Annotated in this window: 11 protein-coding genes; 5 read left to right on the top strand and 6 right to left on the bottom strand. The window is 46.8% G+C overall.

Annotated features, from left to right (window positions below; genetic code table 11):
• Positions 1 to 23 precede the first annotated feature (23 nt).
• Positions 24 to 545, bottom strand: a complete 522-nt coding sequence (locus OH458_RS05280; protein ID WP_269977515.1) for an NADPH-dependent FMN reductase — start codon at positions 543 to 545, stop codon at positions 24 to 26.
• A gap of 130 nt (positions 546 to 675) precedes the next feature.
• Complete coding sequence (locus OH458_RS05275) at positions 676 to 939, bottom strand: YfcL family protein (RefSeq protein ID WP_005471697.1); 264 nt, start codon at positions 937 to 939, stop codon at positions 676 to 678.
• A gap of 157 nt (positions 940 to 1,096) precedes the next feature.
• Between OH458_RS05275 and OH458_RS05270 the strand changes: the two genes are divergently transcribed.
• The gene (locus OH458_RS05270) at positions 1,097 to 3,235 is read left to right on the top strand and encodes an LruC domain-containing protein (protein ID WP_269977514.1); all 2,139 of its coding nucleotides are present in this window, start codon (positions 1,097 to 1,099) and stop codon (positions 3,233 to 3,235) included.
• Between the two features lie 10 nt (positions 3,236 to 3,245).
• A complete protein-coding gene (locus tag OH458_RS05265) occupies positions 3,246 to 3,692 on the top strand; it encodes a hypothetical protein (protein WP_269977513.1) in 447 nt (148 codons plus the stop codon).
• A 74-nt stretch (positions 3,693 to 3,766) separates the two neighbouring features.
• Here the strand turns inward: OH458_RS05265 and OH458_RS05260 are convergent, their stop codons facing one another.
• On the bottom strand, positions 3,767 to 4,297 hold the full coding sequence (locus OH458_RS05260; RefSeq protein WP_269977835.1) for an elongation factor P hydroxylase: 531 nt from the start codon (positions 4,295 to 4,297) through the stop codon (positions 3,767 to 3,769).
• A 219-nt stretch (positions 4,298 to 4,516) separates the two neighbouring features.
• On the opposite strand from OH458_RS05260, the gene OH458_RS05255 reads away from it, so the two are divergent.
• The gene (locus tag OH458_RS05255; RefSeq protein WP_005471875.1) at positions 4,517 to 5,140 is read left to right on the top strand and encodes a trimeric intracellular cation channel family protein; all 624 of its coding nucleotides are present in this window, start codon (positions 4,517 to 4,519) and stop codon (positions 5,138 to 5,140) included.
• Positions 5,141 to 5,176: 36 nt separating this feature from the next.
• Here the strand turns inward: OH458_RS05255 and OH458_RS05250 are convergent, their stop codons facing one another.
• Complete coding sequence (locus OH458_RS05250) at positions 5,177 to 7,081, bottom strand: bifunctional metallophosphatase/5'-nucleotidase (protein WP_269977512.1); 1,905 nt, start codon at positions 7,079 to 7,081, stop codon at positions 5,177 to 5,179.
• A gap of 563 nt (positions 7,082 to 7,644) precedes the next feature.
• Here OH458_RS05250 and OH458_RS05245 point away from each other — a divergent pair.
• Positions 7,645 to 9,651 (top strand): DUF885 domain-containing protein, encoded by a 2,007-nt coding sequence (locus tag OH458_RS05245; RefSeq protein ID WP_269977511.1) that lies wholly within the window; start codon positions 7,645 to 7,647, stop codon positions 9,649 to 9,651.
• A gap of 188 nt (positions 9,652 to 9,839) precedes the next feature.
• Positions 9,840 to 10,064 carry a hypothetical protein gene (locus OH458_RS05240; protein WP_269977510.1) on the top strand — a complete coding sequence of 75 codons (225 nt, stop codon included), beginning with the start codon at positions 9,840 to 9,842 and terminating at the stop codon, positions 10,062 to 10,064.
• A gap of 53 nt (positions 10,065 to 10,117) precedes the next feature.
• On the opposite strand, the gene aroC is transcribed toward OH458_RS05240, so the two are convergent.
• Positions 10,118 to 11,203: a chorismate synthase gene (gene aroC, locus OH458_RS05235; protein ID WP_269977509.1), complete on the bottom strand. Its 1,086-nt coding sequence runs from the start codon at positions 11,201 to 11,203 to the stop codon at positions 10,118 to 10,120.
• A 190-nt stretch (positions 11,204 to 11,393) separates the two neighbouring features.
• Positions 11,394 to 12,326: a 50S ribosomal protein L3 N(5)-glutamine methyltransferase gene (gene prmB, locus OH458_RS05230; RefSeq protein WP_269977508.1), complete on the bottom strand. Its 933-nt coding sequence runs from the start codon at positions 12,324 to 12,326 to the stop codon at positions 11,394 to 11,396.
• Between the last annotated feature and the right edge of the window lie 49 nt (positions 12,327 to 12,375).

The raw sequence follows: 12,375 nt of genomic DNA, 5'->3' as shown, positions 1-12,375 counted from the left end.
CCTTTTTTGAATTTGTCTGTTGATTATAGCTGACTAACCGCTTGTTTAATCTCGGCTGCAATCTCTGGGTTGTTGATGCTACACGTTGCAAAGTCGAAGTTGTCGTAGAAGCTTGGTACGGAAACCGACGCTTTCACCTCTGCACCAAAATAAGGAGCTGAAGCAACTGCCGAGGCCAACACCGTTTGCGCGCCACCAGGACCTGGAGAAGTCGCTAAGTACACCACTGGTTTGTTTTGGAACACACTGCGGTCGATACGGCTAGCCCAGTCAAACAAGTTTTTGTACGCCGCTGGGTAGTAACCATTGTGCTCTGCGTATGAAACGACAATTGCGTCCGCTTCAGCTAAATCTGCCAAAAACTGCTGCGCGCCCTCTGCTTGGCCAATTTCTTTCTCTTTGTCTTCGCTAAACATTGGGACATCATAATTATTGATGTCGAGAACTTGCACTTCTGCGCCTTCTACTTGTTGAGCAGCATAGGTTGCTAGTGCTTTGTTGATTGAAGTTGAACTGGTTGATGCGCCAAATGCTACGATTCTCATGATGTCTATCCTGTCTCTTGGTTTGTATGACTAGATTATCGAGCGAGCGAAAGACCAACAAGCGCAAAAATAGAAAGGGGTTGTTCGAAAAATTCGAACAACCCCTTATCCAATACAATTCTGCCCGGCATCACGCCATGTTTGCAAGCTCTTGCCACAGATCATTGACGATGGTTCTGTCTGCTGGCGTTAACTCTGAGCGAGCCGCATCCAGACTTGCTTCAATGCGAGCTCGCAGCGTTTCAATGTCATTGATGCCCTCTTCTTCACAAGCAGCAGCAGACAAGGAAATATGGCCTCGCAAGTAACCACCCGCGAACAGTTCATCATCTGAGGCGGAGGAAATTCGTGCGTCAATCAGCTCAAGAAGCTTCTCTTCAAATTCAATAATCATGGTGATGCGTTGCCTAAATCAGTTTGCGTCTCAAAAAGGATGATGAAGCTTCTCACATTGAGAATGTGAACGCAAACCCTATATACAGCAAGGCTTGAGACTATGGCACGCTCTGTGCAATTTCAGTGATAACCACACACCAGACCGAGGAAGTACAATGAAATTAAATCAGATCCTCCAAGGGTTAACGCTATTCTTAACCGCGCAAGGTTTCACCACGTACACCAACGCAGAAACGCCTTTTACGGATTGCCCATCAGAAGCATTTCTTATTCAAAGTCCATCAAGTGCGCCTGTCGCCTATGGCGTGAATATCGATTTGGGCAGCTACGTTGTGCTCGACTCTTCGTTGGGAGCAGACAAAATTAACGCGGTAGGGTACAGCCAGCATGATGACTTTATCTACGGTTGGGATTACGGATCACAATCTCTGACCAAAATTGACGCGAACTTTGTCAAATACCCGCTATCTATCAGCAAACCAACAGGCGTTCCTGCCTCAATTTACGTGGGGGATGTGGCTTTGGATGAAAACGCTTGGTATGGCTATCGCCCGAACTATGGACTCTATAAAGTTGATCTAGTCACGCAAGTAATGACGCTCGTCGCCAACTCAAGCCAATTTGGTAATCTAGCCATTTATGATCTCGCCTTTCATCCCGATAACGGCCTCGCCTACTCCATCGATGCGAACGGATATTTGTGGGAAATTGATGTGAACAGCGGCACATCAACACGACTCAATCAAGTGTTAGACAAAGTCGAACTGGGATACAAATTGACGTTTGGCGCGATCTATTTTGATGTCGATGGCAATCTTTACGGAAGCAACAACAGCAACGGTTACGTATTTCGGATAGACATCAATGGCAATGCTTCAAGCGCCGCCTTTTTCGCTTACGGACCATCAAGTAATTCGAACGATGGTGCGCGTTGTGCTCTCGCTCCTGTAGAACCGAGCATTTACACCGATTTCGGCGATGCCCCGGATAGCTATCAAACCTCTTACGCTCAGCTTGGGGCAAGACACGGTCTATCGGATCTTAAACTCGGCGCATTAGTGGATGGTGAGTCAGATGGCAGCCCATATCCACTCAGCGATGATGAATCAGATGGCAGCAATGACGACGATGGTATCCAGTTTCCCGTCCCAGTTCAGGTCGGACAAACCAGTAAAATCATCGCCACCGTTAATGGTGCAAGCAGTGATTCTGTCCTTAATGCGTGGATAGACTTCGATCGAGATGGCAGCTTTGAAAGTAGCGAACGCATCATTAGCGATCTCAGTGTCAGTGACGGTACCAGTGATGTCTTTTTCTCAGTCCCGACATGGGCAAATGTAGGGCAAACTTGGGCAAGATTTAGACTGTCCAACACATCGGGGATCGGTCCATCTGGCGGCGTGCCAGCTGGTGAGGTCGAAGATTACCAGATAGACATTACCGAAAGTGGAGTGGTAACGGAAAGCTACCCAACGGGCGCATCTCACGTCACCTTCGCTTATGAAGATCAGTACCCACTTGTCGGAGACTATGACATGAACGACGTCCTGATGAACGTCAAGTTCACAGAGTATCAGTTAAACGATCAGGTGATTCGACTTAAGATTGAAGGTCAAATCGCCGCATTGGGTGGGGACAACCGTTCAGGTTTCGCGATCCGCTTACCTAACGTTGCTCGCAGCGACATTAAACAAGACTCAGTTGTGTTGACGGTCAACAACGTTGAAGCAGAAGGCGCAGTGCTGGAAGAAGGCACAACAGATGCCGTCTTTATCATTCACGAAGACCTGTGGGACATAACAGAAGCTGGCGAAGCCGAAAACTGTACCATGTTCCGAACTCAAACAAACTGTGGAACCAGCTACCGACCCACTTGGCAGCTCACGCTGTCGATGAAAAATGCCATCAGCACAGATGTGATGCCTGCGTTCCCTTATGACCCATTCATCTTTGCTGCGCCAGGTCATTACTACGGCGATGTTGGTCTGGAAGTGTCTGGCGGCTATCCTGGCCGTGGACTCGAGATTCACCTTAAGAATAAAGCACCGACCAGTAAGTTCAACCCAGCGTACAAGTCCAAAGGCGTAGATGCGTCATCGGGAAACACTCACTATCACGACGCTAACGGTCTACCTTGGGCAATCGAGATCCCTATCAGTTGGAAGCACCCGCTGGAAAGAGTCAACATTCTTGAAGCCTATTCTCAATTTGCTGGCTTCGCACAAGACAGCTCAGGCGGTACGTCTCCGACCTGGTACGCCAACTCAAACCTCAACAAAATTTATCAAGACTAAGGAGAAGCCGATGAACACGTTAACGAAACTTTACCTAGTCACCTGCTTCTCATTAAGTCTGACTGCCTGTGGTGGTGGCGGTGGTGGCGGTTCTTCCTCGCCAAGCGCTGGAAGTTCTGGCGCAGCAACCCCTACACTGCAAGATCTTAAAATAGACAAAGAAAACACGCTTGAGTCTGTGTACCACTTGTCAGTGGATGTCGACCTCGCCGACCTTGATGGCAAACAAGCCTACATTGCGATTTGTGACAACAGCGCGGGTAAAGCAAACATTGACTATGACCAGTGTTTAATCAAAGCCAGCTTGAAACAAGGCAGTGGGCAGTTTGATCTTCGGGTTGCGAATCATTGTGACTCATTGGTGGCGGTTGTTTCCGTTATGGAGCAAGGGGTACCAGTCCGTTACTATCAACATCAGCATGATGGTCAAGCGAAGACGGTTTGGTACATCCAATAAGCTTACACTTACTCGCCTATATCCACAAAGAGGATACACAAAGAAGCCGCTCCAAGCGGCTTCTTTCTTTGAATTTACTGAACAACAAATTGATCAATGGTTAACGGTGGTATTTGATAAAAGTCTCTCATTGCATCCGATAGCATTTTGACTCGTAGAGGTATGCCTTGGTCGAAAATCTTTTCCACTTCAGCATGCACTTTGGTCATAAATCCAATTCGGTCTGGCTCAAAGTCGCCATTTAAGTTGTCACAACTGACGCTAAATGGAAACCCAGCACTCATTGCGAGTATCCACTCATAGGCTTGCGGACGAACCTCTACTTTTTCAAACTCAGCTTGGACTTGCTCGGTACGTCCATCAGGCTCATACCAATAACCAAAATCTTCCAGTAACCGACGCTCAGGACCTGCGACACACCAGTGCGCAATTTCATGCAAAGCAGAGGCGTAAAAACCACGAGCAAAAATAATCCGATGATGGGGATGAGACTCATCGGCAGGCAGGTAAATGGGTTCGTCACCACCCAGTTCTAATTGGGTGTTGTACTCAGCCAAAAATGTACGGTTAAAAATGGTGATTAAGTCTTGATACTCGTGGGTCATAGCTTGATATTCGGTGATATTTACAGCGCGAGCATTGTCGCATGTTCTGTCTTCAATGCAAATCCCCACACAAATGATACTGGCATTAGAAAAAGTTATCGGATAAACGTTTTCGCGGTCACAAAAACTCATTCGTCACCGATCACATTTCCCACTACACTCACGCCTTAATTTATATGATGGCAGAAGCATAAATCTGCACGATTTAAGGCAACAACAATGTTACTCAGCGTTTTATATATCATTGGTATCACAGCAGAAGCGATGACTGGGGCTTTGAGCGCCGGTCGCAGAAAAATGGACTGGTTTGGGGTTATGTTGGTAGCCAGTGCGACCGCGATTGGTGGCGGTACTGTGCGTGATATTTTGCTGGGTCACTACCCGCTAGGTTGGGTGAAGAATCCTGAATTTTTGGCGATCACCTGCATTGCGGGCGTGCTTACCACTGGCTTGGCGAAATGGGTGATTAAACTGAAAGGTTTGTTCATCCGCCTAGATGCGCTGGGTTTAATCGTCTTTAGTATCATCGGCACTAAGATTGCGATGGGCATGGGACATCATGCGATGATTTGTATGGTTTCCGCTCTTGTGACTGGCGTTTTTGGTGGTCTTCTTCGCGACCTGATTTGTCGTCAAACCCCGTTAGTCCTACATGAAGAGCTCTATGCGTCTGTCGCCCTCGTTGCCTCTGGGCTGTACCTTGCTCTGCTCGAGTTTGGCATCAATGATGTCACAGCCACCATATCCACCTTGGTCGTTGGCTACGTGCTGCGTATGGCGGCGGTGCGATTCAAATGGCGTCTCCCTTCCTTCCAATTGGAAGCTGAGAGCTCGATTCATTGATTAAAAAAGGCTTGGGAATCCCAAGCCTTTTCGCTATTAGTTTAACGCTTTAATCAAGGCTATCTCTCGCTCAAGCTTGTGTTTTTCCCCCTCAGACGCATCAACCAACTGAGCTTCGCGAAGAGCCAACGCATTTTGTTGCTCTTTCGCCGAAGTAAACAACCAATCTTTCACGTTGATAGAAGCTATGTTGGTGTATCGACCATCTTCACTGCTTGGCACAGAAATTTCGCCGCTATTAATCAGCGTCTTAACGATCTCGCGTTGTTCATTGTAGCTATCATCCAACCCGACAAGTTGCCAGCGCTGTTGTGGCTTACCTTCATAGGTACCTTGCTTTTGCTCTGTTAAGTAGCGAATCGTCAGGTTGCGAATGGTGCCCTGCTCTTCACCATATTCCGCCTCTGTATCAAACAACACAGGGAACGAACGCCCTTCAAGTACACCGCCTTTTTTGGTCAGGTGGCCCATACGATAGCTATTCATACCAATGCGCACATCACTCTTGTCAGTAACGGCTGAGCCATCAGAAAATTTAAGGTCGGTAATGCGCTCTCCTTTTGGCTTGGTCAAGTCAATCTTGTACGTCACACCGGCAAAAAAGTCATTGGTCGAGTATTTAGACGCTCGTCGCTCTGGATCAAAGCTGTAAGTCACATCTCCCGGTTTCACAGAGTTAAAGTAACCCGCAGACCACTCCATATACGTTTTCAGTTCTTTACCCGTCATTTGGTAAACCGTAATTTCGCCGCCCGCATACTGGTAGTTGTAAGCAATATCTTTCGCTTTGATAGGACCGACATCAAGCTCGGCGTTGTCGTTATCAATTTGCAGAGCAATCACATTCGCCTTTGGCGCGTAATGGAAGCTCGCTTCTTGGAACAGAGCACTGATACCTGTATCTTGAATATGTACCTGAGGGATACCGCGGATTTCATTTTCAGGAACCAAGTCAACGCCCGTTAACTCAGCAACCTCTCTGTTAGCCATCTCTCTTAAACGCTTATGATATGGCTGATACAACGCCTCCATTTCCTCGTCGGAGTCGATACCTTTGATTTTATAGGTAAAGCTGTCTTTGTTGACGAGAGTGAACTGGCCATCTCGCTCCTCAAATTGCAAATCGACACGAGAGAGCGCTCGACCATATTTATCTGGCTCTGTGATAATCACACCATTGACCACTGCCTTATCAATGCGAGTATGCATGTGACCTGCGACGATGGCATCAAGCTCTGGGTTGGCATTAGCAATATCAGTCACGCCGGTATTGGCAATATCGTTTTCATTGTCTACGCCCATATGTGCGACAAGTACGATGGCATCAACCTTGTCATCAATTTGCTCAATGACTTTTTTCACTTCTAGCGTCGGATTGGTAAACGTTACGCCTTCGAGACGATTCGTCCCTTCTGCAAACACTTGTGTCATCGGCGTATCCATCCCTATCACACCAATTTTGATGCCTCCGCGCTCAATCACTGTGTAACCTGGAAGAAATGGATTGCCGTCTGGACGTTTGATGTTTCCACCTAGCGACTGGCCTTTAAACTGCTTTAGTGAACGATTTAACACGCCCAAGCCAAAATCAAACTCGTGGTTGCCTAATACCCAAACATCGTATTTCATTTCGTTGAAACCAAGCATCATTGGGTCAACAGGTTCATCTTTGAATGTCTCGACAAAGTTGCCTTGAATGGTGTCACCTGCGTCAACAAGAATGGTGTTTGGTTGCTCTGTTCGAATCTCTTTCACCTTGGTTGCTATCTGGCTCAAGCTGCCACGCATGTTCAGTTTGTCCGCAGCGTAATCCCACGGCATGAAATGACCATGTAAATCAGAGGTACCAAGGATCGTGACTTGGTGAATATCGCCGTCTGCGGCTAACGCGGGAAAAGAGAGCGATAAAAAGATCGCGCTGGATAGTAGGGTCTTTTTCATTTGCATTATTCATTATGTTGTTAATAAACAGCGTGAATATTATTAACTTAACCACACCTCAAATGTGATTTAAATCTCCTAAAAACATCCCTGTAACATTCAATTGCACACATATGAGAGAGAACGCTCACATTCAACAGGGATTTGTCCCTAATAACGTCCCAAAATCATTCACCACATAAATATCCACCAATCAATAATCAAACTGCCATTTATGTGAACGCTTTGGCACTATTGAACAAAATGCCATCACAAGCTTCAGGACATTATTGAAATATATGCAGTTCTTGCGCTTGAATCTGCACTCAGAAAAAGACACTTGGTAACGATTCACACCGATATCGGATATCCATTCATCATGCATAAAACCAACGTAAATGGACTAAAAATTCGGCTAGATCGACTGTGAACCAATACACAATTTTTTGCGGATGGGTTCGATAATCTAAACAGACAGGGAGTAATCATGAGCTTTGGTGCCCATCGTGTGTCACCTCCTAATAACGACAATCGACATACCGTTCACCACAGCGCTGACCACTAATCCAAATAAGGACTCAACGATGAAAAAGCACTTATCTGTTACTGCATGTTCGGCTCTCATCACCTTTGTACTCTCAGGCTGTTCGACTGCACCTACCCCTTCAGCTTCTTTGCAGTTAAATCAACTTATCGATAACTATTCGGCACAAAGCGCTCAACTCGACGCGACAGAATATGGTCTCGTGAATGATCAAATGGCGTTGACACGTCAGACGCTGGATAGAAGCTACCTTGACCAACTGATGCAAATTGATCGCACACAGCTGACCGATGAGGAAAAGGTCTACTTCGATACCTTCCGCTTCGATCGGGAAATCGCTATTCGAGGAGCGACCTTTGCCAATGCCAGATTTGGCAACCCTGATGTACCCCTGACCCATTTCTACAACTATATGCAGTGGAACGCTGAAGACGCCGGCGCAGCGATTGCAAATGATGCTGAAAATCACCAAAGCTATTTTGCTCAGTTAACCAAACTCAATGAATACACGTCCTGGGTGCGCAACCTACATAGTCAATACCAACTTGGTCAGTTGGAGCAGATCCAACTACCCAAAGTACTGGTGGAAAGACTCTATCAAAATAGCCTTGCTACCATAGCGGCTGATGATTGGGCGATATTGAAAGTCGGCTTGAACGATTTGAAAACGCAATCAGGATATGAACCAAGTTTTGTTGAGGAGTATCAGTCTGCTGTAGATAGTGCCATCAAAGCGAGCGACGACTTGCTCAACTATCTAAGTACCGACTACCTGCAAACGGCACGTGGAGAAGGCACACTGAGCGATCAACATATCGGTTGGGGTGATTTACCCAATGGGCAAGCTTGGTATCAGTGGCACTTGGATAGAAACAGTACCACAGGGAAGCCGGCTCAGGAGCTCTACTCGTTAGGCGAAAAACTGGTCGCCGAGGCAAAGGCTGAGATGATCCGAGTCGCGCGATTGGTCGTCGACAAACGCGGCTCCACAGTAAAAGCGGCATTTAGAGATCCAGACACGCAAGCGGTGACAATTCGTACATTCCATCTTGTCACCAATACGGGAGAAATTGACCTGCCAGAATTTTTTGCTTACTTGAACAGTGAGCAATTTTTCTATGGTCGAGATGGCGCACTTATCTCTGGAACACCTCATGAAACAACCTGTAAGGCGGCTTCGGATCAATCAGCTTGTGAAAGCGCACTGCTCGATTACTATGCGTTCAAAAACAACGCAAACGACGTGGTTGCGCAATATTTTAAACCCATCAAGACAGACTACACGATTGAACCAACCCCAGCTGGCGGCGAGCGCTACGATGGCGTCGCGTCCTACGACAACAATGTGTTCACCCTCAATACCAACCCAGACTACAGTTTACAAAAATGGAACGTTTCAACCCTTCTGCTCCATGAGGCAGCGCCAGGTCATCACTTCCAGCACGCCTATGCAAGCGAGTATCCACCAGCAAATATCCCAAGCTATATGGATGACATTTGGTACACCGCCTATGGCGAGGGTTGGGCGCTTTACACCGAGTGGCTAGGATTAGAAATGGGTATCTACGGAAAGCTGAACGACAACGGCGTGCCTAACTTCACCAATGGTAACGGCATGTGTTTGCCAAACTTGGACTACAGTCAATTCCAAGGTGGCATCTATACCAATGAGCAAGAGTGCAATGCCTTACAGTACTTTGGTAGCCTCAACGAAGCCCAATTGAGAAATATGCGCCTAGCCGTCGACACAGGCATTCACGCCAAAGGTTGGAGTATTCAACAAGCTCGCGACTATATGCGGGCGAATTCTGCCCTCGGAGATGGTGATATTGAATCGGAAAGCTATCGCTACGCCGCTCATGTGGGACAAGCCGTTTCCTATAAATCTGGCTATTTGGTGATTAAGGAGATGCTCGACAAAGCGCAATCGCAACTAGGTAACAAGTTCGATTATGCTGAGTTCCATGATCAGTTACTTCGTTACGGTCAACAACCGATGGAAGTGGTAGAAGAAAGTATCAACAACTGGATAGCGTCTAAATCGTAATCCTCCGCGTAGCCAAAAGTTGATCTCCTATCGGCTTTTGGCTTTTTTTGGAGAGGGGGCGTGTGTGGTATGTCGCACATGAGACGTAAGCACACGTAAGCAAATTAATTACTTATGCTTACGAACAAAGTTTTGTGGTTGGTCGAATAACGTGCTGAAATTTACAAAAATATAAATTAGAGATCACCATGACTCAAACACAGCCTCGCTTCGCCTTTGTTAGCCCAGAGCTACGTACTATCACTGTTCTCCAGAATGGACAGCCTCGACTTCTTGAAACCAACTGCACATTCGAGCTTGCTGACCTTGCGCCGCTAGCGATCAACGCCGCTATTGAAGAAGAAACACGTGTGCTACTCATGGATAGAGAAACGGGTAAAAAGATCGATTTCCACGACGTTTTGACCGCATAAAAAATAGCCCCGACATGACTGTCGGGGCTACCTTATCTAAACACTATCTATAACTAGATTTGTGGTGTTTCTGTCGTCACGCCATGGTTTTGACCACGATGGCGCAGTAAATGATCCAGTACCACAATCGCTAGCATCGCTTCCGCAATCGGCACTGCACGAATACCCACACATGGGTCATGACGCCCTTTAGTAATCAGCTCCGTTGACTCACCTTGCTTAGTGATGGTCTCACCCGGCACAGTGATGCTCGAAGTTGGCTTAAGTGCAATGTTAGCAACAATATCTTGGCCTGTTGAAATGCCGCCTAAGATACCACCCGCATGGTTACTACCAAATCCATCCGGAGTAAGAATGTCGCGGTGTTCACTGCCTTTTTGGCTGACAACATCAAAGCCATCTCCAATTTCAACGCCTTTCACCGCGTTGATACTCATTAACGCGTGCGCAATATCGGCATCCAAGCGGTCAAATACTGGTTCACCCAAGCCTACAGGTACATTGGTAGCAACCACTTGTAGTTTCGCCCCAATGGAGTCGCCCTGCTTTTTAAGGTCACGAATTAGTTGGTCGAATGCGTCCACTTTATCTGCATCTGGACAGAAGAAAGCGTTGTTTTCGATTTCATCCCAGTCGACTTTATCAATCGACACATCACCCATTTGCGACAAATAAGCACGAATCTCTACACCAAACTCTTTCTTAAGGTACTTTTTAGCAATCGAGCCTGCTGCAACACGCATGGCGGTTTCACGTGCAGAAGAGCGACCGCCGCCGCGGTAATCACGCACCCCATATTTTTGATGGTAAGTGTAATCCGCATGACCTGGGCGGAACTTATCTTTGATTTCTGAATAATCTTTAGAACGTTGATCGGTATTTTCAATCAACAAGCCAATTGAAGTGCCTGTGGTTTGGCCTTCAAATACACCTGAAAGAATTTTCACCTCATCAGGTTCGCGGCGTTGGGTGGTATAACGAGAAGTACCCGGACGACGACGGTCCAAGTCAATCTGAATATCTGCTTCGCTAATTTCCAGACCTGGAGGGCATCCGTCGACGATACATCCTAGTGCGATACCGTGACTTTCCCCGAATGTGGTTACGCGGAAATGTTGTCCGATACTGTTTCCTGCCATTACTTCCTCAAACTGGTTTCACTCTGTACACAGAGCTTTACACTTTAATTTTTCATAATTTCATAGTGTCTTTATTACCGATTGATGTAAACCCCCAAACGGCAACTATTTTGCTTTTGCCACGCATAAAAAAACGCCAAGCCGAACGATACATTCGGCTTGGCGTTGATATGTTTGTCTAAGCGTCGCGTTAGTCTTTGTAGATAGAAAACTCGGCTGCGTGCTCTAACATTTGCTCACGCGTTAGCATAAACACGCCGTGACCACCATTTTCAAACTCTAACCAAGTAAATGGAATATGCGGGTATTGCTCCATCATGTGGATCATTGAGTTACCAACCTCACAGATAAGAATACCGTTTTCAGTTAGGTAGTCTGGCGCGTTTGCAAGAATGCGGCGTACCAATTTCAAACCGTCTGTACCGGCAGCCAAACCCAGTTCTGGCTCATGGGTAAACTCTTCTGGCAGGCTGTTCATGTCTTCTTCATCCACGTAAGGAGGATTCGAAACAATCAGGTTGTACTGCTCTTTTGGTAGATCACGGAACAGATCAGAACGGATAGGGAAAACTTGTTGCTCCATGCCGTGGTCTTGGATGTTTTGCTCAGCAACTTGCAAGGCGTCGGTTGAAATGTCAATCGCATCCACTTCTGCATCTGGGAAGGCGTGCGCACAAGCAATCGCGATACAACCGCTACCTGTACACAAGTCCATAATACGAGCCGGTTCTTCAATCAACCAAGGTTGGAACTCAGCTTGGATTAGCTCACCAATTGGCGAGCGAGGCACAAGTACGCGCTCATCAACAAAGAACTCCAAACCACAGAACCATGCTCGGTTAGTCAGGTAAGCTGTTGGTGTACGTTCATTGATACGTTTCACCACTCGTTCAACAACGCGCAGACGCTCGCTGCTCGTTAAGCGAGAATGAAGAACATGCGGAGGCACATCAATTGGCAGGTACAGTGTTGGCAGGACAAGCTGAACCGCTTCATCCCATGCGTTATCAGTACCGTGACCATAAAAAAGGTTAGCGGCGTTGAAACGACTCACTGTCCAACGAATCATATCTTGAAGCGTGTGAAGTTCCGATACCGCTTCTTCTACAAAAATCTTATCCAAAATTGCCTCCGAAAAGCGCTACAATACTGCCAATCGCATTTTTAAATAC

This window comes from Vibrio sp. MarTm2, assembly GCF_027587055.1.
GTDB lineage: Bacteria > Pseudomonadota > Gammaproteobacteria > Enterobacterales > Vibrionaceae > Vibrio > Vibrio sinaloensis_D.
This window is presented reverse-complemented; position numbering and strand designations above follow the sequence as displayed.

Bases quoted from the DNA above. Each gene is read 5' to 3' on its own strand.
- OH458_RS05260 (WP_269977835.1), bottom strand. From the start codon at position 4,297: ATGACCCACGAGTATCAAGACTTAATCACCATTTTTAACCGTACATTT.
- OH458_RS05280 (WP_269977515.1), bottom strand. From the start codon at position 545: ATGAGAATCGTAGCATTTGGCGCATCAACCAGTTCAACTTCAATCAAC.
- OH458_RS05270 (WP_269977514.1), top strand. From the start codon at position 1,097: ATGAAATTAAATCAGATCCTCCAAGGGTTAACGCTATTCTTAACCGCG.
- OH458_RS05245 (WP_269977511.1), top strand. From the start codon at position 7,645: ATGAAAAAGCACTTATCTGTTACTGCATGTTCGGCTCTCATCACCTTT.
- OH458_RS05240 (WP_269977510.1), top strand. From the start codon at position 9,840: ATGACTCAAACACAGCCTCGCTTCGCCTTTGTTAGCCCAGAGCTACGT.
- aroC (WP_269977509.1), bottom strand. From the start codon at position 11,203: ATGGCAGGAAACAGTATCGGACAACATTTCCGCGTAACCACATTCGGG.
- OH458_RS05265 (WP_269977513.1), top strand. From the start codon at position 3,246: ATGAACACGTTAACGAAACTTTACCTAGTCACCTGCTTCTCATTAAGT.
- OH458_RS05250 (WP_269977512.1), bottom strand. From the start codon at position 7,081: ATGAAAAAGACCCTACTATCCAGCGCGATCTTTTTATCGCTCTCTTTT.
- OH458_RS05255 (WP_005471875.1), top strand. From the start codon at position 4,517: ATGTTACTCAGCGTTTTATATATCATTGGTATCACAGCAGAAGCGATG.
- OH458_RS05275 (WP_005471697.1), bottom strand. From the start codon at position 939: ATGATTATTGAATTTGAAGAGAAGCTTCTTGAGCTGATTGACGCACGA.